Consider the following 24,308-nt stretch of genomic DNA (forward strand, 5'->3'; position numbering starts at 1 on the left):
AGTATGTCCGAACACCTCCTTTATCTCGTTCAGCAACTGCTGAACGGATTAACCATAGGCAGCACCTATGCGTTGATCGCCATTGGCTACACCATGGTCTATGGCATCATCGGCATGATCAACTTCGCCCACGGCGAGGTGTACATGATCGGCTCCTATGTCGCTTTTATGGTGATGGCGGGGCTCATGATGATGGGCATCGACAGCACCTTTCTACTGCTGGGAGGCGCCTTCCTGGTCAGTATCATCATCACCGGCACCTATGGCTGGAGCATCGAGCGGGTCGCCTACCGGCCACTGCGCGGTGGCAACCGGCTGATCCCCCTCATCTCCGCCATCGGTATGTCGATCTTCCTGCAGAACATGATGCGGATGGCACAGGGCTCGCGGGATATCGCCATGCCCAGCCTGATCTCCGGCGGCTGGACCCTGGGGGGTGAGGATGGCTTTCAGGCCAGCCTCTCCTATATGCAGCTGATCATCTTCGTGGTGACTTTCATCACCATGCTGGCGCTGACCCAGTTCATCGGCCGCTCCCGCATGGGCCGCGCCTGCCGCGCCTGTTCGGAAGATATCAAGATGGCCAACCTGCTGGGCATCGACACCCACGTGGTCATCTCCATCACCTTCGTGCTGGGGGCCGCGCTGGCCGCCGTCGCCGGGGTGCTACTCGGCATGTATTACGGCGTCATCAACCCCTACCTCGGCTTTATGGCCGGTCTGAAGGCCTTCACTGCCGCAGTGCTGGGCGGTATCGGCAGCATTCCGGGCGCCGTACTGGGCGGCCTGCTGCTCGGCGTGGTTGAAGCGCTCACCGCCGGTTATCTCAGCACCGAATACAAGGATGTGATGGCGTTTGCCCTGCTCATTTTTGTGCTGCTCTTTATGCCTACTGGCATCCTGGGTCGTCCGGAAGTGGAGAAAGTGTGATGAAACATCAATTTATCCACGCCTGTATCGCCAGCCTGGTGCTGCTGGTGCTCTCTTTCTGGCTGCTCGGCTTCAAGCTGGAGACCGATGGCTCCAGCCTGCAGGTAGTGAGCCGCCTCGATGTGTCGCTGGCCTGGCTACTGGGCGGCGCCACCCTCGTTTTCTGGTTCCAGATGCTGCGCGGCCAGATCGCCAAGCTGTTTCAGGCCTCCATCAGCGGCTTCTCGGTCGGCTTCACCAAGCTGGTGCTGCCGAGCCCGGAAGAGGCGCCCAAGCTCTATAACCTCACCGCCGTGCTGGTGCTGCTGTTCGCGGTGAGCTGGCCCTTTATGGCCTCTCGCGGCGCCATCGATCTCGCCACCCTCACCCTGATTTACATCATGCTGGGGCTGGGGCTGAACGTGGTGGTCGGCCTCGCCGGTCTGCTCGATCTCGGCTATGTCGGCTTCTACGCGGTCGGTGCCTACAGCTATGCCCTGCTCAACACCTACTTCGGACTGAGCTTCTGGGAGTGCCTGCCCATCGCCGGGCTGATGGCTGCGACCTTCGGCTTCCTGCTCGGTTTCCCGGTGCTGCGGCTGCGGGGGGACTATCTGGCCATCGTCACCCTGGGTTTTGGCGAGATCATCCGCATCCTGCTCAACAACATGACTACCCTGACCGGCGGCCCGAACGGCATATCCGGCATCCCCAAGCCGACGCTGGGGGGTCTGGAGTTCAACCGCACCGTCAAGGATGGGGGCTTTGATACCTTCCACAACTTCTTCGGCATTACCTACAACGCCAACCACAAGGTGATCTTCCTCTACCTGATGGCGCTGGTGCTGGTGGTGGTGACCCTGTTCGTCATCAACCGCCTGCTGCGCATGCCCCTTGGCCGCGCCTGGGAAGCGCTGCGGGAAGACGAGATCGCCTGCAAATCGCTGGGGCTCAACCCCACCATCATCAAGCTGACCGCCTTCACCATAGGCGCCACCTTCGCGGGCTTTGCCGGCAGCTTCTTTGCCTCACGGCAAGGCTTTATCAGCCCGGAATCCTTCGTCTTTATCGAGTCGGCCATCGTGCTCGCCATTGTGGTGCTGGGTGGCATGGGCTCCCAGATCGGGGTGGTGCTGGCTGCCATCGTGATGACGGTGCTGCCGGAGCTGGCCCGCGAATTCAACGAGTACCGCATGCTGATGTTCGGCCTCTTGATGGTGTTCATGATGATCTGGCGGCCACAGGGATTGCTGCCGATGACCCGTCCGCATCTGGAGTTGAAGAAATGAGTACTCATCAGAAGTTCATAGATGTCTCTGATCTGTCGATGCGCTATGTGGCTGAATGGCTGGTAGTGACTCGCTCCACCTTGAAACGGGAGCTGAGAAAATGAGTACTAATCAAAAGTTATTGGAAGTCTCTGATTTGTCGATGCGCTTCGGGGGCCTGCTGGCCGTCAACGGGGTCAAACTGGATATCGACAAGGGCGAGGTGATCTCCATCATCGGCCCCAACGGCGCGGGCAAGACCACCATCTTCAACTGCCTGACCGGCTTCTACAGCCCGAGCGGCGGCACCATCCGCTACAAGGGTGAGGAGATCCAGGGGCTGCCCGGCCACCTCATCGCCCGCAAGGGGATTGTGCGTACCTTCCAGCACGTGCGGCTGTTCAAGGAGATGACAGCGGTGGAGAACCTGCTGGTTGCCCAGCACCAGCACCTCAACACCAGCTTTATCGCCGGTCTGTTCAAGACCCCGGCCTTTCGCCGTGCCGAGCAGGAGGGGCTGGAGCGGGCCGCCTTCTGGCTGGATAAAGTGGGGCTCAAAGATCTCGCCAACCGCGCTGCCGGCAACCTGGCCTACGGTCAGCAGCGCCGGCTCGAGATCGCCCGCTGCATGGCGACCCGTCCCGAGCTGCTGATGCTGGATGAACCGGCCGCCGGCCTCAACCCGAAGGAGACCGACGAGCTGGATGAGCTGATCATGAGCCTGCGGGACGAATTCGGGGTCTCGGTGCTGCTGATCGAACACGATATGAAGCTGGTGATGGGCATCTCCAACCGCATCTTCGTGGTCAGCCAGGGCACCCCGCTGGCCCACGGCAAGCCGGATGAAATCCGCAACAATCCGGCAGTGATCAAGGCCTATCTGGGCGAGTCGTAAGGAAAACAAGATGTTAGAACTTCGCAACGTATCGACCCACTACGGCAAAATTCAGGCACTGCACGATGTCAGCGTCGAGGTGAAAGAGGGGGAAATCGTCACCCTGATCGGTGCCAACGGCGCTGGCAAAACCACCCTGCTGATGACCCTCTGCGGTGAGCCCAAGCCCAGCAGCGGCTCAATCTGGTTTGAGGGGGAACAGATCAGCTCCCTCACCACCGCCCGCATCATGCGCAAGGATATCGCCGTGGTGCCGGAGGGGCGTCGCATCTTCGCCCGCCTGACGGTGGAGGAGAACCTGCTGATGGGCGCCTTCTTCGTCGACAAGGCAGAGCAGCATGGCCTGCTGGATCAGGTGTTCACCCTGTTCCCGCGGTTGCACGAACGACTGGAACAGCGGGCGGGCACCATGTCCGGCGGCGAGCAACAGATGCTGGCCATCGGCCGCGCCCTGATGAGCAAACCGCGTTTGCTGCTGCTGGATGAACCCTCGCTGGGGCTGGCCCCCATCGTCATCCAGCAGATCTTCGACACCATAGAGCAGTTGCGGCAGAAGGGGATGACCATCTTTCTGGTGGAGCAGAACGCCAACCAGGCGCTCAAGCTGGCCGACCGCGGTTATGTGCTGGAGAACGGCCACGTGGTGCTGCAAGACACAGGAGCCGCCCTGCTGGCCAACCCGGCCGTGCGGCAGGCCTATCTGGGCGGTTAACCCACTGACCCGCATGCCATATCAACAAGGGAGCCGCTGGCTCCCTTATCTTTTGTGGGGTTAGTTTGCGCCCAAGCTTGCGGTACACTGGCCCGTAATCAACCTATTCGCAGGACATCCCGATGGACCAGTTTGCCCATATCAATGCCCATGATGCCCACCAGAAACTGAGCGCGGGTGAAGCCCGTCTGGTGGATATTCGCGACCCGCAATCCTTTGAAGCGGCCCACGCGGTCGGCGCCTTCCACCTCACCAATGGCACGCTGGTACGCTTTATGAATGAAGTGGATTTCGATACCCCGGTCATCGTGATGTGCTATCACGGCAACAGCAGTCAGGGGGCGGCCCAATACCTGCTGCAACAGGGTTATGACGAGGTCTACAGTCTGGATGGCGGCTTCGAAGCGTGGCGCCGGGAGTTTCCCATCGAGGCAGGCGAGGCATGATCCAGCTGCTGGTGCTCGACAACGCCCGCATGGCGCAGGCGCTGGTGGACTATCTGGCGACCTTGGGCATCTCCTGCGAGCTGACCCAGTCCGAGCTGGGGGTCACGATCTGGCTGGCGGACGAGCAACGCCTCGCTCAGGCCCAGCTGGAGGTGAAGCGCTTTCTGGCCGAGCCGGGCCACCCGCGCTACATGGAGGCCTCCTGGCAATCCGGCCGCGCCGATGCCCGCATCGACTACAGCAAGGGGATGACGGACCCCATCACCGATTTTCTCCATCAGGCGGGGCCACTGACGCTGGTGGTCATCATCGCCTGTCTGGCCATCTACGGGATCGAGACCATCGGCCTGCCCATCTACGATGAACTGGCATTCCACCCGACGCTGGCCCAGTTCACCGACTGGCAGGCGTGGCGCTATTTCACCCCCGCCCTGATCCACTTCTCGGTGCTCCATCTGGTATTCAACTTGCTCTGGTGGTGGTATCTCGGCGGCCAGATCGAGCAGCGCCTCGGCAGCGGCAAGCTGCTGATCCTGCTGCTGGTGGGCGCCGCCCTGCCCAATATCGCCGAGTTCTTTGCCAGCGGCCCGCTGTTTGGCGGCCTCTCCGGCGTGGTCTATGCCCTGCTCGGCTACTGCTGGCTGCGCAGCAAGCTGCAACCGGCCTGTGGCCTGACTCTGCCACCAGCATTGATGGGTTTTATGCTGTTCTGGATGGTGCTCGGCTTCTTCGACATGCTCGGCACCAGCACCGCCAACATCGCCCACCTGACCGGTCTGCTGGTCGGCCTGCTGCAAGGCTGGCTGGATCGCAACCACCAGCCGACCTGATTTTTCAGCAGCCGCAGAAACGAGAACGCCGCCCCGAAGGGCGGCGTTTTTTTACGCAATGGGCAGTTACTGCTTGATCAGGGTGTCGTCAGTCACCTTGACCGCCGCACCGCCACTCATAAAGAAGCTGGCGAACTGGGTCTGGATCTCGGTGGTGACCGCGCCAGCCTGATCGAAGTTCTCGTCAGGAGCCAGCAGCGAGCTGTGACCCCCTTTCAGGAAGCGCGCAGCATGGTGACCCGCCGGGAGCACGCCGGAACCCTTCAGCTCTTGCAAACCCAGCACCCGGAACAGCGGCTCGGTGCCACCCAGCGGCGCAGAGGCGATGCTGTTGGGGATCACCTGATCCGGCAGATTGAGCGCACCATCGCCAACAATTTCGGTCGCGAACAGCGGGAAGCTCTTGGCGATGCCACTGCCCAGATTGATCGGGTCGGCAGAGTCCAGCACTGACTGGGCGGCAAAGGTATAGCTCTGCAAGGTGCTCGCCGCACCCGCCTGCGTGGCGGCATCCAGACTGGGCAGGAACTCGTTGACGAAGCAAGTGGCGGCAGCCGTTTTGCAATTCGGTGCATAGGCGGTAAAGCCCGCTTTCAGCGCCGGACTGCCCGAGGTGAGCACGCTCATCTTGATGGTCGGCCCGAAGCTCGGCGAGTTGAGCAACAACGGCGCGATGCCGCCACCCGGCATCGCCAGACCACCGGTATCGAACTTGAACAGGGCATCAGCCTGAGCACTGCCGGTGGTCTGGTTGGCGACAGCCAGCAGATTGGCCCCGGTAATGGCACCGAGTGAGTGACCGAGGAAGTGAACTTTCAGACCGGCACCACCCAATTGGCCACCCAGCCCCTTGGCATTGGCCAGGCCGACAGCCAGTCGCAGCCCCAGCAGATCCGCCACGCTCTGCTTCAGGTTGTCCCGCGCCACCGTCAGATAGCCCAGATTCAGGTAGGGAGTCGGGTTCTCGGAGGTGGTGACGGTATCCATGCTGCCGCTCAAGGCGTAGCCACGTTCGCCGTGCAGTGGGTGATCGATCACTACCACAGCGACGCTCTTGCTGGCTGTGGCACCGGCGCCGATTTGGCCCAGCGCCAGCGCATAGGCGTTCTCCTTGATGGAGGTAACCCCGTGCTGATAGATGATCACATCGGTGATGGTATTGAGCGGTGCGGCGGCGAAGATCCGCAGCGGTACCGATTGTACTTCGGTCAGGGTCGGCAACGGGTTGAAACGGCCGATATTGCGCTCGGCATCCAGCGGCTTGCCATCGGAGGTGAGGGTCACCCCGATCAGCTTGCTCGCCTCGGTCAGCAGTTCACTCTGACGGCTCGGGTCGGCGATCAGCTCACCCAGCAATGCCGGGTCCACGCCCGCCCCAACCAGCCCACCGATCACCTCGGTATCGCCCGCTTTCAGCGCGTTGGCGATGGCATAGAGGCTGGGAATGGCGCCGTGCCAGGATTGGGTCTTGGCCTTGTCCCATGAGCCAGCTATCGCGGGTGTAGAGAGGAAGTAAGGGAGTTTGACGGTGCCGGTATAAACCTTGGTCGCCGCTGCGACTCCGTTGAGGGTGCCATTAGCCGCCACAGCGGCAGCAATCGCATCACGATCTTTCTGCGGCAAGAATGGCTCATTCGCCAGCTGGGTCAGAAAATCCACCCCGCCATTAAGACCATTGATGGTATAGGTTGCTGGCAGGCTGGTGTTGCCCTTGGCATCCTGTTTCCACAGCGCCGCGGCGTCCAGGCTCGGGCTCTTCAGCACGGAAGCGGCGGCACTCTTCACCGCCAGCAGCACATCGGCACCAGATTGGGTGGCAAACCAGTCGGAGAAGATCACCCGGTCGCTGGTGATCCCGGTGGCCGCCTTGAACAGACCTTCCTGCAGCGAGATCAGGCCGTTGATGGTCTGCTCCTGAGTAGTTGCGCCAGCTGTCGATTTGAAGCTGCTGTAATCGCCTCCCGCCTTGAGCGGTGTGCCGCGACTGTCCTTGAGGGCATCGGTCGCCACGATCATGTAGTAAGAAGAGGGATTGAGCGGCTTGAGCGGAACCAGATTGAGCTTGCCGTCCCCGCCAGTGACCACAAAGTCGGTCCCATAAACCAGTGGCTTGCCGCCCTTGACTCCGTTGGGTTGCAGAGTGACCGGATCCAGCGTGAGCTCGAGCAGGTAGAGGGGCGCAACGGCAGAGGCATACTCGCTGGCCGCCGGTGCCGGCACAGAGACACCGGTCACGGTCGCCGGTACCAGCTGGACCGGTTGGGTGGTTGACCAGCCATCCAGGGTGGAGAGGGCAGATACCGGGTTCGACAGATCAGCAGTTTCTGTCGAAAACTTCAGGGTACCGTCGCTGGCACGGGGGGCCAGCACGCTCGGGCGCACCCCGTTGGCGCCACTCAGGACGTAGTCGAGGGAGCTGGTGGTGTCTCCCTTGTTGTCATCTCCACCACATCCGGCCAGCAGGGCGCTGACAACAGCTGCATAAATTAGCTTCTTCTTCATTTTTTATTCTCTTTTTATAAGGTTGTTATCCATCACAAGCCAACGGGGTCATCACGACCTCGACTGCAAAACGTTAACATAAAACCAACACCAAATAAGACTCATGCCGGACAGTTCTGGCTCAGCTTTGTGGTGCATGTCATGGTTTCAGGTTAACAAAGGGGCGCAAGGGTAGCAGTTGTGGCCCCATCACCAGACCCGACCAGCCAGCGGGCACCATCACGACTAAAAAGCCGCCGCGATCTCGGCAAAGTGGGGGAATTGTCGGTAGAATGTCCGCCAACGCTTAAGGAGGACATCATGATCGACCCGAAGAAACTGGAAGAGATCGCCAAGCAGGTGCACAACTCCCTGCCGCCCGGCATTCGCAGCATGGGTGAAGAGGCCGAGAAGAAGATGCGTCAGGTACTGCAAGCCCAGCTGGGCAAGCTGGATCTGGTCAGCCGCGAAGAGTTCGACGTGCAGACCAAGGTGCTGCTGCGTACCCGTGAAAAACTGGCCGCCCTCGAAAGCAAGCTGGCTCAGCTCGAGCAGCAGCTCGGCGCCAAAGGCGAATAACGAAAACCCCAGCTCGGCTGGGGTTTTTGCTTTGTATTGAACCTGTAAAAACCATCACACCTGAAGCAGATACCAGGCTCGCTTGCCGCGCGCCTTGGCCTCATACATGGCCCTGTCGGCCACCTCCAATGCCTGCCGGAAGCTCAATGGCTCCTCCTCCCAAAGGGCAATGCCGATACTCAGCCCCACCCGTTGCGGGCAACCGGGTTTGGGCACATAGCCATGCATCCGGCTGATCAGGGCGTCAGCCAGTTGCGCCAGGCCATGGCTCGACACATCCCGGTGCAGATGCACCACAAACTCGTCGCCGCCGTAACGGCCACATAGCGCCGAGCCAGGCATAATAAGGCGCAGCCAATCCGCCATCTGCTGCAACACCAGATCGCCGCAGGCGTGCCCCAGCTGGTCATTGATCCCTTTGAAATCATCCAGATCGATAAAGAGCAGCGCCCCCGCACCTTGCGGCTGCAGCTGGGCAAACGCCTTGCCAAACCCCTGCCGGTTGAGCAAGCCGGTCAGTGCGTCGCTGTTGGCTCGCTCAGCCAGTCGCTGCTCATAGGCCTTGCGCTGGGTGATATCGATATGGGAGCCCATGATCCGCAGCGGCTTTCCATCTCCATCCCGATCGACGACCCGTCCCCTATCCCACAGCCAGGTGACCTCGCCTTGCGGATTGATGGTGCGGTATTCGGCTTCATAGAAGGGAGTTTTGCCCTCAAGGTGGGCAAAGTAGCTGCCCATGGCATGGGCGCGATCGTCGGGATGGAGCTTGGCGCTCCACTGATCGAAATGAGGGGCCATGTCACCGGCCTGAAAGTTCTGCAGATTGAAGACCCGCAGCTCGCCGGTGGGAATGGTGCCCTGCCAGAGACAGATGCCGGTGCCATCGAGGGCGGCGTTGAGCTTCTCCTGCAACAGGCCGTTTTCATGCTGCAAAGCGGCGATCTCTGCCTGCAAACGAGCCATTTCACCGCCATGAGGGGACGGGATCAGCGTTGCGACCCGCTCGACAGAGCCGGTCTCTCCCCTGTCATCCTCCGCAGATGCCCTGCCCTCTTCACTCAACACTGCGCCTCCTTGTGCTTGCTCTATGGATGCTCTTGTCAATCCCCCACAAAGATGCCATCAGCTAGGCTCGATTAGTAGCCACTCATAGCCAAAATATTGAAAAATAATGGGATAACGCCGCGATAATCCAACCATTCGGTACGATCAGGTACTGCGGCGGCCACAAAAACAAAAGCCCCCGGCAAAACCGGGGGCTGCGTCATCCAAGCGGGGATCCCGTCAGATAAATTCGTAGGCGTCACCAAAGATGCGCTCCGGCTCGGCGCCAAGGATCTTGAACTCCTCCCGCGCGGCCCCCGCCATCTCGAAACGGCCGGCGACATAGATGTCGTAGTCGTGGAGGCTGACGAAGTCATCCATGATCGCCTTGTGCACCAGCCCGCACTTGCCGGTCCAGTCAGCCTCCGGCTCCTGCACCACCGGGATAAAGGTGAGCGGCGCATAGTCACGCTCCCACTGCTGCATCTGCTCCAGCTCATAGAGCCAGTGAGCCTGACGCACACCCCAGTAGAAGAACACCGGACGCTTGCTGCCCGTGTCGATCAGGTACTCCAGAATGGAGCGGGCGTAAGAGAAGCCGGTGCCGCCCGCCATCAGGATCAGCGGACGGGGAGACTCATCGCGCAGGAACGCCTTGCCAGCCGGCAATTCGACCTCGATCTCGCCCTGCTCGCGCATGCGGGCCAGCACCTGACCGGCGTAGGCGTTTTCGGGAGTGGCACCAATTTGCAGCTCCAGCACGCCCGGGCGGGTCGGCGAGTTGGCGATGGAGAAGGGGCGCTTGTCCGAATCGCTCATCACCACCAGCAGATACTGGCCCGGCTTGAAGCTGATCGCTTGCTGCGGCGTCAGGGCCACATGCCAGATGGTGTCGACATATTCGCGCAGTTCCTCTACGCGGCATTTGATACGTTGCATTCTTGTCCTTGTGGCGGGCTCGCTCGGCCCGCTTCGCTCATTGTTTCACTATGGAGTGACGACCAGCAGCCCTGGCCCCGTCAGTCGAGAATACTCAAATCAGTGCGGATCGCATCACTTTTTGCAGCAAAGCTGTCATGTTTGCCTCATCCGAGGATATTGAGCTCATCCCAGATGGCATCAACCTTCTGCTTCACCGCCTCATCCTGAACTATGGGCTGACCCCACTCCCGATTGGTCTCGCCCGGCCACTTGTTGGTGGCATCCAGCCCCATTTTGGAGCCGAGGCCGGAGACCGGCGAGGCGAAGTCCAGATAGTCGATCGGGGTGTGCTCGATCAAGGTGGTGTCCCGTGCCGGGTCCATCCGGGTGGTGATGGCCCAGATCACATCCTTCCAGTCGCGGGCGTTGACGTCATCGTCACACACCACCACGAACTTGGTGTACATGAACTGGCGCAGGAATGACCAGACCCCCAGCATCACCCGCTTGGCGTGGCCCGGGTAACGCTTCTTGATGGTCACCACCGCCATCCGGTAGGAGCACCCCTCCGGCGGAAGATAGAAGTCCACAATCTCGGGGAACTGCTTCTGCAGCAGCGGCACAAACACCTCGTTCAGCGCCAGACCCAGCACCGCCGGTTCATCGGGCGGACGGCCGGTGTAGGTGCTGTGATAGATGGCATCGCGCCGCTTGGTGATGTGGGTGATGGTGAAGACCGGGAACTCGTCCACCTCGTTGTAGTAGCCGGTGTGGTCGCCATAAGGGCCTTCCGGCGCCATCTCACCCGGCTCAAGATAGCCTTCCAGCACGATCTCGGCGCTGGCGGGCACCTCCAAATCGCAGCTGATGGCCTTGATCACTTCGGTACGGCTGCCGCGCAGCAGACCGGCAAAGGCATATTCGGAGAGGGTATCCGGCACCGGCGTCACCGCGCCGAGAATGGTCGCCGGATCGGCGCCGAGCGCCACCACCACCGGGAATCGCTCACCGGGATGGGCCTCCTGCCACTCGCGAAAATCGATGGCACCGCCACGATGATCCAGCCAGCGCATGATCAGCTTGTTTTTGGCGATCTTCTGCTGGCGATAGATGCCGAGGTTCTGGCGCTTCTTGTAGGGGCCGCGGGTGATGGTGAGGCCCCAGGTGACCAGCGGCGCCACATCGCCGGGCCAGCAGTGCTGGATCGGGATCTGGTCGAGATCGACCGCATCTCCCTCCTGCACCACCTGCTGGCAGGGGGCGGAAGAGAGGCGCTTGGTCGGCATGTTGAGCACCTGCTTGAAGATCGGCAGCTTCTCCATCAGCTCCTTGAATCCCTTGGGCGGCTCGGGCTCCTTGAGATAGGAGAGCCAGACCCCGACCTGACGCAGGGCGCCCACATCGGGCTGGCCCATGCCCATGGCAACCCGATCCGGGGTACCGAACAGGTTGGTCAGCACCGGCATGGTGTAGCCTTTGGGATTTTCGAACAGCAGAGCCGGGCCACCCGCACGCAGGGTGCGATCGCTGATCTCGGTCATCTCCAGATAGGGATCTATCTCGCGGGTGATGCGCTTGAGTTGTCCGTTTTGTTCCAGCTGCGCGATGAAATCACGCAAATCCTTGTATTTCATGCAAGTTCCCAACCGGGTTCAGGAGGTCACGCATTATAACCCTGGCTGCCCATCGGGTGTACCCGAATCGGGCAGCAGACTCGGTGCAATGGGTGGCATGTCACGCTGGCCAAGGCGTCTGGCCAGTGCAGAGAGCAGCTGGGGCTCGTCCACCTCCATCAACAGACCGGCCACCAGCGCCCCGTATTGGCGGTTGGAGAGTTCCGCCAGCAGGTATTTCTGGGCCTGCGGCGGCAAGGGGGAGAGCGCGCTCAGCTGGCGCAGGGCGGCCCCCTTCAACCCCTCGTTGCCACTGGCGGCAATCAGCAGATCGCTGGCAGCACTGCCGTGATGGAAGCGGTTGATGGTAGAGAGTGCACGCAGCGCATCCTGATCTGCCGGCCGCCGCCACAGCATGCCATACAGCGCCGGTTCCCCGGTGCGCTGCAACAGATGGAACAACAGGTGATTATCGGGCAGATAGATATTCTGACTGGCCAGCGCTTGCGCCTCCCGCATCCAGATCGGCTGCGGCAAGGTGTCGAGGGCCAGCAACAGGGCTTGCTGCTGCATGGCGAGATCGGGGTTACTGCTGTAGTAGATGGACTTTAGCTGGAAGCTACCCTGGGCAAGCTGCTGCCGATAGCGCTGCATCAGTGATTGCAGCTGCCACTCCCCCAGCAACTGACGGGCCTGCGCGGCAAAATCATAGACAGGTTGCTGCACCAGAAAACCGTCGACCTGCTGCTCCATGAGCCACTCGGGGGCCTTGTCGGCCTGAGCCTCGACCCATTGTTGCAACGCAGGGGATGCAGGGGTGGTAGCTGGAATATCCCGCAGCAGCTGCAACAGCAGGAACTCCCGCCGCTCGCGACTCAGGGTCGCCAACAGGGAGTCGATGGCTGCAAATTGCCCCTCCTGCAGACGGCCCGCCAGATAGCGCTGGTGCGTCTGCAACGTCTCGGCTGTCACCGCGACCGGAGCACTCTGCGCACAGACTGGCATTGCACTCAGCAACCCCAGCAATAACCAGAAAACAGGCTTCATGACGTCTCCATCCATGTGACATCGGGATCTCATACTACTAGGGCGACCGGAAAACAGATAAACAAAAACCGCGACCATGGCCGCGGTTTCGTCATTTTCTGACCGGACTTACTTCTGCTGGCGCCGCATGGCGTCGAAGAACTCGTCGTTGGTCTTGGTCATCGCCAGCTTGTCGATGAGGAACTCGATACCGTCGATCTCGCCCATCGGGTGGACAATCTTGCGCAGGATCCACATCTTCTGCAGCTCGTCACCTGAGGTGAGCAGCTCTTCTTTACGAGTACCTGAGCGGGTGATGTCGATAGCCGGGTAGACGCGCTTCTCGGCAATCTTGCGCGAGAGGTGCAGTTCCATGTTGCCGGTACCCTTGAACTCTTCGTAGATAACCTCGTCCATTTTGGAACCGGTATCGATCAGTGCGGTGGCGATGATGGTCAGGCTGCCGCCCTCTTCAACATTACGCGCGGCGCCGAAGAAGCGCTTGGGACGGTGCAGGGCGTTGGCGTCCACACCACCGGTCAGTACCTTGCCGGATGACGGGATAACGGTGTTGTAGGCACGGGCCAGACGGGTGATGGAGTCCAGCAGGATCACCACATCTTTCTTGTGCTCGACCAGACGCTTGGCCTTCTCGATCACCATTTCGGCAACCTGAACGTGACGGGAAGCAGGCTCGTCAAAGGTGGAAGCGATCACTTCACCTTTTACCATGCGCTGCATCTCGGTCACTTCTTCCGGACGCTCGTCGATCAGCAGAACGATCAGTTCACAGTCCGGGTGGTTGTAGGCGATGCTCTGGGCGATGTTCTGCAGCAGCATGGTCTTACCGGCCTTGGGCGGCGCCACGATCAGGCCACGCTGGCCCTTACCGATGGGGGAAGCCAGGTCCAGTACACGGGCGGTGATATCTTCAGTAGAGCCGTTACCCCGTTCCATACGCAGACGTTCGTTGGCATGCAGGGGGGTAAGGTTTTCAAACAGGATCTTGTTGCGGGAGTTTTCCGGACGGTCGTAGTTGACCTCATTGACCTTGAGCAGTGCGAAGTAGCGTTCGCCCTCTTTCGGTGGCCGGATCTTGCCGGAGATGGTATCGCCGGTACGCAGGTTGAAGCGGCGGATCTGGCTCGGGGAGACGTAGATATCGTCAGGGCCTGCCAGATAGGAGCCGTCTGCACTGCGCAGGAAGCCGAAACCATCGGTCAGGATTTCCAGCACACCGTCGCCAAAGATATCTTCACCACCCTTGGCGTGCGCCTTGAGGATTGCAAAAATAATATCTTTCTTGTGCGCCCGAGCCAGATTTTCCAACCCCATGGATTCGCCAAGCTTGACCAGCTCGGACACAGGAGTGTTCTTTAATTCAGTCAGATTCATAGTGGTGAAAGTCTGTAAGCAAGGATTGAAATGAGGAGACAGTCTGCTGGATTGATGCTGATCGGATTTGATTGCCAGGCTGTGGTTAGCAAAGAGTCAGGCAAAAAGGTTAGCAAACGAGCGATAAACTAGCACCAATCGGGATGAGCGTCTAGGTGATAAAACACAAGGAGCGCATTATTGCAATGCGCTCCTCTTTAATTATTACAGGTTGCCGTCCAGGAACTCTTTCAGCTGAGTCTTGGACAGTGCACCGACCTTGGTCGCTGCCACTTCGCCATTCTTGAACAGCAAGAGGGTCGGGATACCACGAATGCCGTACTTGGGCGGAGTATCAGAGTTATGGTCGATGTTCAGTTTGGCTACGGTCACGCGACCTTCGTACTCTTGGGCAACTTCTTCCAGGATCGGGGCAATCATCTTGCACGGACCACACCACTCGGCCCAGAAGTCGACCAGAACGGCGCCATCGGCTTTGATTACATCTGCCTCGAAGCTGGCATCGCTCAGCTGAACAATCTTGTCACTCATCTCCAACTCCAGTCAGTAATTAAGGCTTTATTGACATATCAACAAAGGCAATAGTTGCCCTATTTGAAATGATCCTGTTTATTATTGCAAGCCTAACCTGATAACCTACCGCCATGAGCAAAACACACTTAACGACCGACAAATTCGCCCAAATGGGCCTCGAACCCGAAGTTCTGGCTGGTCTGGAATCAAAGGGATTTCACTATTGCACGCCCATCCAGGCACTGTCTCTGCCACTGCTGGTAGAAGGTCATGACCTCGCCGGTCAGGCCCAGACAGGAACCGGCAAGACCATTGCCTTCCTGGCCGCGACATTCAACTATTTGCTGACTCACCCGCTGACCAAGCCCCGTCTGGTTAACCAACCCAGAGCCATCATCATGGCACCCACCCGGGAACTGGCAGTACAGATCTATAACGATGCCGACAGCATCGCCGCCTCTACCGGCCTGAAACTCGGCCTCGCCTACGGCGGCGAAGGTTACGACAAGCAGCTGGCCGTGCTGGAGCAGGGCGTCGACATCCTGATCGGCACCACTGGCCGCATCATCGATTACTTCAAGTCCAAGGTGATCGATCTGAGCAACATTCAGGTCGTGGTACTGGACGAAGCGGATCGCATGTTCGATCTGGGCTTCATCAAGGACATCCGCTTCCTGTTCCGCCGCATGCCGCCCGCCACCGAGCGTCTGAGCATGCTGTTCTCCGCCACCCTCTCCCTGCGTGTGCAGGAGCTGGCCTACGAACACATGAACCATCCGGAACATGTGCAGGTAGAGCCGGAGCAGATGACCGGCGTGCGGATCAAGGAGGAGCTGTTCTACCCCTCCAATGAAGACAAGATGTTGCTGCTGCTCTCCCTGATGGAAGAGGAGTGGCCGGAAAAAGCCATCGTCTTCGCCAACACCAAGCATGTCTGTGAAGACGTCCATGCCTGGCTGGAAAACGACGGCCACCGCGTCGGTCTGCTGACCGGTGACGTGCCGCAGAAGAAGCGGATGAAGATCCTCGAGGATTTCACCAAGGGTGCGCTCGATATTCTGGTCGCCACCGACGTGGCCGCCCGTGGTCTGCACATCCCTGACGTGACCCACGTCTTCAACTATGACCTGCCCGACGACGCCGAAGACTATGTACACCGTATCGGCCGTACCGGTCGTGCCGGCAAGAGCGGTCACTCCATCAGCCTGGCCTGTGAAGACTATGCCTTCAACCTGCCGGCCATCGAGGAGTACATCCACCACGCCATTCCGGTCAGCAAGTACGACCGTGAAGCGCTGCTGGATGACGTGACCCCGCCGAAACGGGTGTTCCGCAACCGTCAGCCGGTGAACCGCAACATGCGGGATCGCCAGGGCGGTGGCAACAGCAACAACCGTCGTCGTCCGCCGCGCAAGAGCTAAGGACAGGCCCGTTGCACAACTCGCCTCTCTATGCCGCTATCGACCTCGGCTCCAACAGCTTTCATATGCTGGTGGTGCGCGAGGTCGCCGGTGCCCTGCGCACCGTCGCCAAGGTCAAGCGCAAGGTTCGCCTCGCCGCCGGGCTCGATCCGGAATTTCGTCTCAGCCGTGCCGCCATGGAGCGGGGCTGGGACTGTTTGCGTCTCTTCTCCGAACAGTTGCAGGACATTCCGGCAGACAACATCCGGGTGGTGGGTACCGCCACCCTGCGGTTGGCTACCAACGTCGATGAGTTCCTCAGCGAAGCGGAACGGGTACTCAACCACAGCATCGAGATCATCTCGGGCGAGGAAGAGGCCAAGACCATCTATGAAGGGGTCTCCTGGACCTCTGCCGGGGAAGGCAACCGGCTGGTGATCGACATCGGCGGTGCCAGCACCGAACTGGTGATCGGCGAACATAGCGAAGCAAAACTGCTCAACAGCCTGCACATGGGCTGCGTCACCTGGCTCAACAATCACTTTGGTGATGGCGAGCTCTCTGAAGCCCGTTTCGAGCAGGCGATTGCTGCCGCCAAGGCGGTGCTGGAGAAGGTGGCGGAAGATTACCGCGCCCTCGGCTGGCGCACCTGCGTTGGCGCCTCCGGCACGGTACAGGCGCTGCAAGAGATCATGCTGGCGCAAGGGAAGAGCGAGCGGGTCACCCTGCCGAAACTGCAGGAGCTGATGGGTCAGGCCATCGCCTGCGGCAAGCTCGACCGGCTGCAACTGGAAGGGCTGGCGGCCGAGCGGCTGACCGTGTTCCCCTCCGGCCTCGCCATCCTGATTGCCATCTTCGAAACCCTCGATATCGAGAGCATGACCCTCGCGGGTGGCGCCCTGCGTGAAGGACTGATCTACGGTCTGCTTGGCAACAATCACGACTGTGATGCCCGGGATCGCACCGCCGACAGCCTGATCAGCCGCTATCAGCTGGATAAAGAGCACGCCGAACGGGTGCGCGATACCGCCGTCGAGGCGTTCAACCAGCTGCAACCGGCCTGGCGACTCTCCAAACGCTACGGTCGTCCGATCTTGCGTTATGCCGCCCTGCTGCACGAGATCGGCCTCTGTATCGAGTACAAGAAGGCGCCGCAACACGCCGCCTACATCATCGACAACATCGACATGCCGGGCTTTACCCCTGCGCAAAAGAAGCTGTTGTCGGCCCTGCTGTTCAACCAGCGGGACGAATTCAAGCTGGAACCGCTGGAAAAGCAGGGTGCAGTCACCGGTCGTCAGGCGATCCGGCTGGCCCGTATCCTGCGCATCGCGCTGATCCTCTGTATGCGCCGCACCCAGGGCACAGTGCCCAGCTTCACCCTGCAGGCAGAAGAGGAGTCACTGACCCTGACCCTGCCCAAGGGCTGGATGGATGAACACTACCTGCGCGCCAGCGAGCTGCGCTTTGAAGTGGAACGCCAGCAGAAGATGGGCTGGCCGACCCGCGTACAGGAAGCCTGACTCAGCAACCTGCCTGTTTTGGAGCCGATCATGCCGGATTATCAACCCATCAGCTGCGATCTCTACGACTGGCTCGAAATTGCTGCCAGCTGGCAACTGCCGGTGACCCTCACCGGCCGCGATGATCGCCAATGGGATGACAAGATCCGCACCATCGAAGCCAGCGAAGGGGTCGAGTATCTGTTGCTGCACAGTGGCGAGCGGCTCAGCCTGGCAGAACTGGCGACCCTGCGCCTGAACTGGCAAGGGGAAGAGAAGCTGATCCGCTTCGCGCCAACCAACTGAATCCAATACGAAAAAGGAGGGCCAACATGACGTTGGCCCTCCTTTTTTGCATCCGCAACTCGCACCGACCGTTAACTCGCCGCAAGCGCCGCCATCACATAGACATCGAAGCGGTTGCTCTTGGTTTCGATGGCCATGCTGGGCTTCTGTTCATTGAGCCAGCCGGCGTAGTCGGGGCGTTTCACCACCACCCGCTTGTTCGCCATCTTGAGCGCGGCAGGCAGCAGGGCATCCGCATCAAGATCCGGCCCCACCAGCGACTGGAACACCCGCATCTCTTTTTTTACCAGCGCCGACTTCTGCTTGTGCGGGAACATGGGGTCGAGGTAGATCACCTCGGGCCGCTCCGGCAGCGCCAGCAAGTTGTCCACCGCCGGGCCTTGCAGCAGGTGCATCCGCTCGCTGACCCAGGGGCCAATCTCGGGATCCTGCGCCGCCCGCGCCAGCCCGTCCTGCAACAGAGCGGCCACCACGGGGCTGCGTTCGATCAGGGTCACCTTGCAACCGAGAGAGGCGAGCACGAAGGCATCGCGCCCCAGCCCGGCAGTGGCATCCACCACGGTCGGAGTGGCTCCGGCCTTCAGCCCCACCGCCTTGGCGATGGACTGACCGCGACCACCACCAAACTTGCGGCGATGGGCCACCGCCCCTTCCACGAAGTCCACATAGACGGCTCCCAGCTTGGGCTCATCCAGCTTGCGCAGTTCCAACCTTTCCGGGGTAAACACCAGGGCAAACTGGGGAAGGTCGAGCTGGGCAAGCTGGCTGGCCAGCGCGTCTGCCTGCGCGGCCTTGGCGGGGTCTTCGAGGAGGATTTGCATGGTCTTTGGATGCGTTCTAAGTTCAGTGAACCGAGTGTACCACAGCCCCTTCAAGTCGCTGTAGGGAGGAAATCCCATGAACCTGTTCATTACCCTGCTCCTCGCCGCCCAGAGCGGCACAAACCTGAAGGTCTGCGGCGTAGACTGGCCTCCCTTTTCCTATGCCGAACAGGGCAACCTGAAAGAGGGCATTTCGGTGGAGATCCATCAAGAGGTGGCGCGCCGCCTTGGCATGAACCTCACCCTGCTTGAACTGCCTTGGGGGCGCTGCGAGCAGTATGTCAGCACCCAGCTAGCGGATGGCATTCTCGACAATGCCCCTCTCCCCGGTTGCTATCACTCTGACCTTGCCACCGCCTTCTATCCTCTGGCCGCCTATGTGCGTACCGACAGTCCGTTACAGAACTTCTCGTGGGAGATGGCCAAGGGGCTGAAAGTAGGAATTGTCAGGGGGTATGACTACACGGCCAAGATCAGGAACTTCACTGGCTGGGAGACCATCAAGGTTCACTCCGACAAACAGCTGCTACTGATGCTGGAAAAGAGCCGGGTCGATATGATCATCCTGGACTACTTCTCTGCCCCCATTCTGTCGAGGGAGCAGGACGTCAGGATCCGCGCCCTCACACCCTTTATCGATTCGACGCCGCTCTACCTCTGTTTTGGCAAACAGAAGGCTGACCTGCTGCCTGCCTACAACAAGGCGCTGCAACAGTTGCAGGATGAGGGAGTACTGGATCGCATCTATCTGCGCTATCTCGGCGAGGATTACCGGACATTGAAAACCAAACAGGAACAGATGACATCGAAGGAGTAAGCGCCACTAGCTGATCTGCAGAAACATCCCTTTGTCATTGAGCTGCAGATATTCGGTGAGATCGTCATAGGCCAGCGGGCGGCTAAGCAGATAACCCTGAGTGAAGGCGCACCCTTTCTGGCAGAGGAAGTTGAGCTGCTCGCGGGTCTCTACCCCCTCGATCACCACCTGCATGCCGAGGTTGTGCACTATGTTGATGATGCCATCGAGCAGCATCCGATCCTGCTCGTTGAAGGGGATATGGCGCACGAAGGAGCGGTCGATCTTGACCAGATCTACCGGGAAGGTGCGCAGATAGTTGAGGGCCGAGTAGCCGGTACCGAAATCGTCGATGGCCAGCTTGCAGCCCGCCTCGCGCAGGGCATCGATCCGCACCCTGTGCTGATCGCTGCTCTCCATCAGCAGAGATTCGGTGATTTCGATGACGATGTCGGCAGGATCGAGCCCGAAGTGCTGGATCACCTTGAGCCACTCACTCGCCTCGGGGTCGATGGTCTGGAACTCCATGGTGGAACGGTTGATCGACATCTGCAGATCAGGGAAGCCGGATTGCTGCAACCGCGCCAGATCCCGGCACGATTGCCATAATACCAGCGCACCCAGCCCCTGAATCAATCCCGCCTCTTCCGCCAGCGGAATAAACTCGGCAGGAGATACCTGCCCCCAGTGGGGGTGATACCAGCGCACCAGCGCCTCCAGCTTGGCGACCCGTCCGCTGCGATTGTCCCAGATCGGCTGGTAGGCCATGGTCAGCTGCTCCAGCTTGATCGCTTCGGCCAAATCCTGCTGCATCTGGTGGCGCTGGCGCACCTCTTCCCGCATGGATGAGCAGTAGGCTCCGAGCAACCTTCCCTGCCGCTTGGCCGCAAACAGCGCCTGTTCGGCATTGCGCAGCAGCTCGTCGCTCTCGCTGCCATCGACCGGACAGAGAGTCATGCCGATGGTCGCGGTCACATAGAGGTGCTGGTTGGCCAGCATAAAGGGGCGGGCGAAACTGCCGATCACCTGCTTGGCAAACACCTCGGCCTGACGGCGGGTGACGATGCCGGGCACCAGGAACGCGAACTCATCGCCACCGATGCGGGCCACCAGATCTTCGGTGCGCACCCGGCTCACCAGTCGATCCGAGACCTCCCGCAGCAGGGCATCGCCAGCATGGTGATCCATGCTGTTATTGACCGCCTTGAAGTTGTTGAGATCGAGCACCATGAGCGCGAAGCGCTCGCCCCGCTCGCAGAAGCGGGTGAGGCAGCGGCCAAACAGCCAGCGGTTGGGCAGGCTGGTAAGGTTGTCGTAGTTGGCCTGGGTCGCGATCTTCTGCTCGGCCACCTTGGTCTGGGAAAGATCGCTGAAAATGGCGATATATTGCTGAATTTTGCCAGCTTCGCGCAGAGTGCTGATCATCAGCTGCTGCGGATAGAGCTTGCCGTTCTTGCGCTTGTTCCACACCTCGCCACGCCACACCCCCACCCGCTCCAGCGCATGGTACATGTCGGCATAGAAGGTCTGATCGTGCAGCCCGGACTTGAGCATGCTGGGACGTTGGCCCCGCACCTCATCGCTGCTGTAGCCGGTGATCTGCTCGAAGGCCGGATTGACCGAGATGATGCGGCTGTCGGCGTCGCACACCAGAATCGCCTCGGAGAGGTTGTCGTAGACCCGGTGGGAGAGCTTGAGCTGCTCCGCATGACGCTTGAGGGGATCGATATTCTCCAGCAGTACCATCAGGTAGTCCGGCTGCTGCTGCTCGTCGCGGATCAGGGTGACAGTTACCCGCCCCCACAGGATCTCGCCCCCCTTGCAGAAGTAGCGCTTCTCCTGGGTGAAACTGCTGCGCTCGCCGCGCCGGATCTCTTCGTAGCACTCAAGGCTGCGCTGCCAATCCTCCGGGTGATTGATGTCGGAGATGGAGCGATGAAGCAGCTCGTCGAGGGGATAACCCAGCATCTTCTCGATGGCCGGATTGGCCCAGAGAATGCGGCCGGTGAGATCGAGCTTGCCGATCCCCACCGGGGCCTGAAACAGCATGCTCTGCAGCACATGGGGGGTATCAGGCAAGAGTTGCGGCAGCTGGCGTTGCAGCATCAGCGCCAGTTCGCGACCGGCCAGCGGCCCCAGCAACCGGAGCAGCCCCATCACCTTGGTCATATTGGCCTGCGGCTGACGATAGAGCAGGCAGCAGATGCCTATGGTCTCGCCATCCGCATCCTTGAGGGCGATCCCGGCGTAGGCCTGGGCCTGCCACGCATCGGCAAGCGGCATCGCGGGGAACAGCTGCAACAGACGATCGCTGAACCAGGCTTCCCCCTCCTGCCAGGTAATGGCATCGGGAGAGTCAGTCAGTGGCAGCGTCAGGGTATCGGGGTCAAGAGAGGAGGGATGGGCAGCCTGAACCGTCAGGTGGGTAGCATTTGATTCCCTGCTGGCGATCAGGACGACATCAGCCATCACAGCAGCGGCGATTTCACTCACAAAGGTATCGAAATATCCCTGGCCGCTCGAATGAGCCAGACTGGAGATGATTTGATAGACGGAATCGAGTGCTCGCCTCATGGCAAGTGGCTTTCTCTCCTTGAAGGTTAGAACACGACTCTACTGAAGAGCCGTGGGCAGTGCAAATATGCAATCAGCAAGATATTAAAAAGCCTTGAAAAAAGGGACCAAAAGGTCCCTTTTTGTCGCAGAAATCACGACTCGATCCCACTATGCCGCAAAACAGTGTACCTGCTTGAAGCTCACACAGGCGGCGGGCCAGGAATCTCAGGCAGCGATCCCGCTGTGTCGCAGCAGTGCATCCACCTTGGGCTCACGGCCACGGAAGGCTCGGAACAGCTCCATCGGCTCCTTCGAGCCCCCCTTCTCCAGAATATTCTTCAGGAAGGATTGGCCGGTCGCCGGGTTGAAGATCCCCTCCTCCTCGAAGCGGGAGAAGGCATCGGCAGAGAGCACCTCGGCCCACTTGTAGCTGTAGTAGCCCGCCGCATAGCCGCCCGCGAAGATGTGGGAGAAGCTGTGCTGGAAGCGGTTGAACGCTGGCGGCGTCATCACTGCTACCTGACTGCGCACCTCATCCAGCAGCGCCGGGAGCTGTGCCGGATTGGCCGGATCAAACTCCTGATGGAGACGGAAGTCGAACAGGGCGAACTCCAGCTGGCGCAGCATCTGCATCGCCGCCTGGAAGTTGCGGGCGGTCAGCATCTTCTCCAGCAGATCGGCAGGCAACGGCTCGCCGGTCTCGTAGTGGCCGGAGATAAAGGCCAGCGCCTCAGACTCCCAGCACCAGTTCTCGAGGAACTGGCTCGGCAGCTCCACCGCATCCCAGGCCACGCCGTTGATACCGGCCACGCCGGCCACATCGATGCGGGTCAGCATGTGGTGGATGCCGTGGCCAAACTCATGGAACAGGGTGACCACTTCGTTGTGGGTGAACAGCGCAGGCTTGCCATCCACCGGGCCGTTGAAGTTGCAGGTCAGGTAGGCCACCGGTTTTTGCAGCGAGCCATCCTGACGGTAGCGACGACCCAGACAGACATCCATCCAGGCCCCGCCCTGCTTGTGCTCGCGGGCGTAGAGGTCGAGATAGAAGCTGCCGCGCAGCTCATCCTCGCTATCGAAGATGTCGTAGAAGCGCACGTCAGGATGCCAGGTGTCGATGCCGAGGCGCTCACGCACCTTCATGCCGAACACCCGCTTCACCACTTCGAACAGCCCTTTCACCACCTTGCTGGCGGGGAAGTAGGGGCGCAGCTGCTCATCGGAGATGGAGAACTTGTGCTGCTTGAGCTTCTCGGCGTAGTAGGCGAGATCCCAGGCGGCCAGCTCGCTCTGACCATGCTGCTCGGCGGCGAAGGCGCGAATCTCCTCCAGCTCGGCCTTGCCTTGCGGCAGGGATTTGGCCGCCAGATCGGTGAGGAAGCTCACCACCTGTTCGGTCTTGTCCGCCATCTTGGTGGCCAGGGAGAGCTCGGCATAGTTGGCAAAGCCCAGCAGCTGGGCCAGTTCGCGGCGCAGGGTGAGCAGCTCGCTCATGATGGCGGAGTTGTCCCACTTGCCCGCATTGGGGCCCTGATCGGAGGCGCGAGTGGTGAAGGCTTCGTACATCTCGGCGCGCAGCTCGCGGTTGTCGGCATACATCATCACCGGCAGGTAGGAAGGGATATCCAGCGTGAACAGCCAGCCCTCTTTGCCTTTAAGTTCAGCCATCTGACGGGCAGCGGCACGCACGCTGTCGGGCAGACCGGCCAGTTCGGCTTCATCGGCCACCAGCTTGTGCCAGCCCTGAGTTGCATCCAGCACGTTGTTGCTGAAACGGGAGGCCAGCTCGGAGAGGCGGGCCTGAATCTCGCCATAGCGCAGCTGCGCCTCGGCAGGCAGACCGATACCGGAGAGGCGGAAGTCACGCAGGGTATTCTGGATCTCCTTACGCTGGGCGCCGCTCAGCAGCGGGAAATCATCGCTCTGGGAGAGGGCCAGATAGGCCTGATAGAGCCCTTCATGCTGACCGACATAGGTCTGGAATTCGGAGAGCAGCGGCAGGCAGGCATCATGGGCCTCGCGCAGCGCTTCGCTGTTGAGTACGGAGTTGAGGTGGCTGACCGGTGACCAGATCCGTGACAGGCGGTCATTTACCTCTTCCAGCGGGGCAATCAGGCTATCCCAGGTATGGGGATCACGCTGGGCCAGCACATCGCTGATCTTCTGCTTGCAATCAGCAATCGCCTGAATCACGGCAGGCTGCACCTGCTCCGGCTTGATCTGGCTGAAAGGGGGCAGCGAATCCATTGTCAGCAAAGGGTTATTCATCCCGGTTACCTCTTGTTTGGTCTT

General features: G+C 60.4%; 21 protein-coding genes. 11 read left to right on the plus strand and 10 right to left on the minus strand.

Annotation, left to right across the window (positions count from 1 at the left end; translation table 11 throughout):
* Positions 1–3: 3 nt before the first annotated feature.
* The 6 genes from livH (at position 4) to glpG (ending at position 5,060) form a co-directional block, all read left to right on the plus strand.
* Entirely contained in the window at positions 4–930 is a 927-nt protein-coding gene (livH, locus tag BN1139_RS12345; RefSeq protein ID WP_005339439.1) for a high-affinity branched-chain amino acid ABC transporter permease LivH, read from the plus strand.
* A complete protein-coding gene (locus tag BN1139_RS12350; RefSeq protein WP_005355922.1) occupies positions 930–2,198 on the plus strand; it encodes a high-affinity branched-chain amino acid ABC transporter permease LivM in 1,269 nt (422 codons plus the stop codon). Before livH ends, BN1139_RS12350 begins: the two co-directional genes overlap by 1 nt.
* Before the next feature lie 100 nt (positions 2,199–2,298).
* The gene (gene livG / locus BN1139_RS12355; RefSeq protein WP_005355916.1) at positions 2,299–3,072 is read left to right on the plus strand and encodes a high-affinity branched-chain amino acid ABC transporter ATP-binding protein LivG; all 774 of its coding nucleotides are present in this window, start codon (positions 2,299–2,301) and stop codon (positions 3,070–3,072) included.
* A 10-nt stretch (positions 3,073–3,082) separates the two neighbouring features.
* A complete protein-coding gene (locus tag BN1139_RS12360; protein ID WP_005339433.1) occupies positions 3,083–3,784 on the plus strand; it encodes an ABC transporter ATP-binding protein in 702 nt (233 codons plus the stop codon).
* Positions 3,785–3,906: 122 nt separating this feature from the next.
* Positions 3,907–4,230 (plus strand): thiosulfate sulfurtransferase GlpE, encoded by a 324-nt coding sequence (glpE, locus tag BN1139_RS12365; RefSeq protein ID WP_005355913.1) that lies wholly within the window; start codon positions 3,907–3,909, stop codon positions 4,228–4,230.
* Positions 4,227–5,060, plus strand: a complete 834-nt coding sequence (gene glpG / locus BN1139_RS12370) for a rhomboid family intramembrane serine protease GlpG (protein WP_005355910.1) — start codon at positions 4,227–4,229, stop codon at positions 5,058–5,060. Before glpE ends, glpG begins: the two co-directional genes overlap by 4 nt.
* 66 nt (positions 5,061–5,126) lie before the next feature.
* Here glpG and BN1139_RS12375 read toward each other — a convergent pair whose 3' ends face one another.
* Complete coding sequence (locus tag BN1139_RS12375) at positions 5,127–7,562, minus strand: VolA/Pla-1 family phospholipase (protein WP_005355908.1); 2,436 nt, start codon at positions 7,560–7,562, stop codon at positions 5,127–5,129.
* 300 nt (positions 7,563–7,862) lie between these two features.
* Here BN1139_RS12375 and ubiK point away from each other — a divergent pair, with 300 nt between their 5' ends.
* Positions 7,863–8,120: a ubiquinone biosynthesis accessory factor UbiK gene (ubiK, locus tag BN1139_RS12380; RefSeq protein WP_005339429.1), complete on the plus strand. Its 258-nt coding sequence runs from the start codon at positions 7,863–7,865 to the stop codon at positions 8,118–8,120.
* A gap of 54 nt (positions 8,121–8,174) precedes the next feature.
* Here the strand turns inward: ubiK and BN1139_RS12385 are convergent, their stop codons facing one another.
* From BN1139_RS12385 to trxA, 6 genes are all read right to left on the minus strand, one after another.
* Positions 8,175–9,188: a GGDEF domain-containing protein gene (locus BN1139_RS12385; protein WP_005355901.1), complete on the minus strand. Its 1,014-nt coding sequence runs from the start codon at positions 9,186–9,188 to the stop codon at positions 8,175–8,177.
* Between the two features lie 219 nt (positions 9,189–9,407).
* Complete coding sequence (fre, locus tag BN1139_RS12390) at positions 9,408–10,106, minus strand: NAD(P)H-flavin reductase (RefSeq protein ID WP_005355899.1); 699 nt, start codon at positions 10,104–10,106, stop codon at positions 9,408–9,410.
* A gap of 146 nt (positions 10,107–10,252) precedes the next feature.
* Entirely contained in the window at positions 10,253–11,722 is a 1,470-nt protein-coding gene (gene ubiD, locus BN1139_RS12395) for a 4-hydroxy-3-polyprenylbenzoate decarboxylase (protein ID WP_005339421.1), read from the minus strand.
* A 33-nt stretch (positions 11,723–11,755) separates the two neighbouring features.
* Positions 11,756–12,748 carry a hypothetical protein gene (locus BN1139_RS12400; RefSeq protein ID WP_005355898.1) on the minus strand — a complete coding sequence of 331 codons (993 nt, stop codon included), beginning with the start codon at positions 12,746–12,748 and terminating at the stop codon, positions 11,756–11,758.
* 108 nt (positions 12,749–12,856) lie between these two features.
* Positions 12,857–14,122 (minus strand): transcription termination factor Rho, encoded by a 1,266-nt coding sequence (rho, locus tag BN1139_RS12405; RefSeq protein ID WP_005339417.1) that lies wholly within the window; start codon positions 14,120–14,122, stop codon positions 12,857–12,859.
* A 204-nt stretch (positions 14,123–14,326) separates the two neighbouring features.
* A complete protein-coding gene (trxA, locus tag BN1139_RS12410; protein ID WP_005339416.1) occupies positions 14,327–14,653 on the minus strand; it encodes a thioredoxin TrxA in 327 nt (108 codons plus the stop codon).
* 113 nt (positions 14,654–14,766) lie between these two features.
* Here trxA and rhlB point away from each other — a divergent pair, with 113 nt between their 5' ends.
* From rhlB to BN1139_RS12425, 3 genes are read left to right on the plus strand one after another with little or no spacing between them, the layout of a single operon-like run.
* Positions 14,767–16,056, plus strand: coding sequence for an ATP-dependent RNA helicase RhlB (rhlB, locus tag BN1139_RS12415; protein ID WP_005339414.1), 1,290 nt, complete (start codon positions 14,767–14,769; stop codon positions 16,054–16,056).
* 11 nt (positions 16,057–16,067) lie between these two features.
* Entirely contained in the window at positions 16,068–17,558 is a 1,491-nt protein-coding gene (gppA, locus tag BN1139_RS12420) for a guanosine-5'-triphosphate,3'-diphosphate diphosphatase (protein ID WP_005355894.1), read from the plus strand.
* 30 nt (positions 17,559–17,588) lie between these two features.
* Complete coding sequence (locus tag BN1139_RS12425) at positions 17,589–17,843, plus strand: Rho-binding antiterminator (protein WP_005355890.1); 255 nt, start codon at positions 17,589–17,591, stop codon at positions 17,841–17,843.
* A 71-nt stretch (positions 17,844–17,914) separates the two neighbouring features.
* Here BN1139_RS12425 and BN1139_RS12430 read toward each other — a convergent pair whose 3' ends face one another.
* Positions 17,915–18,664: a class I SAM-dependent methyltransferase gene (locus tag BN1139_RS12430; RefSeq protein WP_005355887.1), complete on the minus strand. Its 750-nt coding sequence runs from the start codon at positions 18,662–18,664 to the stop codon at positions 17,915–17,917.
* A 76-nt stretch (positions 18,665–18,740) separates the two neighbouring features.
* Here BN1139_RS12430 and BN1139_RS12435 point away from each other — a divergent pair, with 76 nt between their 5' ends.
* Positions 18,741–19,481: a substrate-binding periplasmic protein gene (locus BN1139_RS12435; RefSeq protein ID WP_005355886.1), complete on the plus strand. Its 741-nt coding sequence runs from the start codon at positions 18,741–18,743 to the stop codon at positions 19,479–19,481.
* A 6-nt stretch (positions 19,482–19,487) separates the two neighbouring features.
* On the opposite strand, the gene BN1139_RS12440 is transcribed toward BN1139_RS12435, so the two are convergent.
* Together BN1139_RS12440 and prlC are read right to left on the minus strand one after the other, a co-directional pair.
* Positions 19,488–22,034: a putative bifunctional diguanylate cyclase/phosphodiesterase gene (locus BN1139_RS12440; protein WP_005355885.1), complete on the minus strand. Its 2,547-nt coding sequence runs from the start codon at positions 22,032–22,034 to the stop codon at positions 19,488–19,490.
* Positions 22,035–22,241: 207 nt separating this feature from the next.
* Positions 22,242–24,284: an oligopeptidase A gene (gene prlC, locus BN1139_RS12445; protein WP_005355884.1), complete on the minus strand. Its 2,043-nt coding sequence runs from the start codon at positions 24,282–24,284 to the stop codon at positions 22,242–22,244.
* Between the last annotated feature and the right edge of the window lie 24 nt (positions 24,285–24,308).

This window comes from Aeromonas veronii bv. veronii, from assembly GCF_000820225.1.
GTDB lineage: Bacteria > Pseudomonadota > Gammaproteobacteria > Enterobacterales > Aeromonadaceae > Aeromonas > Aeromonas veronii.

Coding starts and splice junctions, on each gene's coding strand:
- livH (WP_005339439.1), top strand. CDS start 4: ATGTCCGAACACCTCCTTTATCTCGTTCAGCAACTGCTGAACGGATTA.
- BN1139_RS12350 (WP_005355922.1), top strand. CDS start 930: ATGAAACATCAATTTATCCACGCCTGTATCGCCAGCCTGGTGCTGCTG.
- livG (WP_005355916.1), top strand. CDS start 2,299: ATGAGTACTAATCAAAAGTTATTGGAAGTCTCTGATTTGTCGATGCGC.
- BN1139_RS12360 (WP_005339433.1), top strand. CDS start 3,083: ATGTTAGAACTTCGCAACGTATCGACCCACTACGGCAAAATTCAGGCA.
- glpE (WP_005355913.1), top strand. CDS start 3,907: ATGGACCAGTTTGCCCATATCAATGCCCATGATGCCCACCAGAAACTG.
- glpG (WP_005355910.1), top strand. CDS start 4,227: ATGATCCAGCTGCTGGTGCTCGACAACGCCCGCATGGCGCAGGCGCTG.
- BN1139_RS12375 (WP_005355908.1), bottom strand. CDS start 7,562: ATGAAGAAGAAGCTAATTTATGCAGCTGTTGTCAGCGCCCTGCTGGCC.
- ubiK (WP_005339429.1), top strand. CDS start 7,863: ATGATCGACCCGAAGAAACTGGAAGAGATCGCCAAGCAGGTGCACAAC.
- fre (WP_005355899.1), bottom strand. CDS start 10,106: ATGCAACGTATCAAATGCCGCGTAGAGGAACTGCGCGAATATGTCGAC.
- ubiD (WP_005339421.1), bottom strand. CDS start 11,722: ATGAAATACAAGGATTTGCGTGATTTCATCGCGCAGCTGGAACAAAAC.
- BN1139_RS12400 (WP_005355898.1), bottom strand. CDS start 12,748: ATGAAGCCTGTTTTCTGGTTATTGCTGGGGTTGCTGAGTGCAATGCCA.
- rho (WP_005339417.1), bottom strand. CDS start 14,122: ATGAATCTGACTGAATTAAAGAACACTCCTGTGTCCGAGCTGGTCAAG.
- trxA (WP_005339416.1), bottom strand. CDS start 14,653: ATGAGTGACAAGATTGTTCAGCTGAGCGATGCCAGCTTCGAGGCAGAT.
- rhlB (WP_005339414.1), top strand. CDS start 14,767: ATGAGCAAAACACACTTAACGACCGACAAATTCGCCCAAATGGGCCTC.
- BN1139_RS12425 (WP_005355890.1), top strand. CDS start 17,589: ATGCCGGATTATCAACCCATCAGCTGCGATCTCTACGACTGGCTCGAA.
- BN1139_RS12430 (WP_005355887.1), bottom strand. CDS start 18,664: ATGCAAATCCTCCTCGAAGACCCCGCCAAGGCCGCGCAGGCAGACGCG.
- BN1139_RS12435 (WP_005355886.1), top strand. CDS start 18,741: ATGAACCTGTTCATTACCCTGCTCCTCGCCGCCCAGAGCGGCACAAAC.
- BN1139_RS12440 (WP_005355885.1), bottom strand. CDS start 22,034: ATGAGGCGAGCACTCGATTCCGTCTATCAAATCATCTCCAGTCTGGCT.
- prlC (WP_005355884.1), bottom strand. CDS start 24,284: ATGAATAACCCTTTGCTGACAATGGATTCGCTGCCCCCTTTCAGCCAG.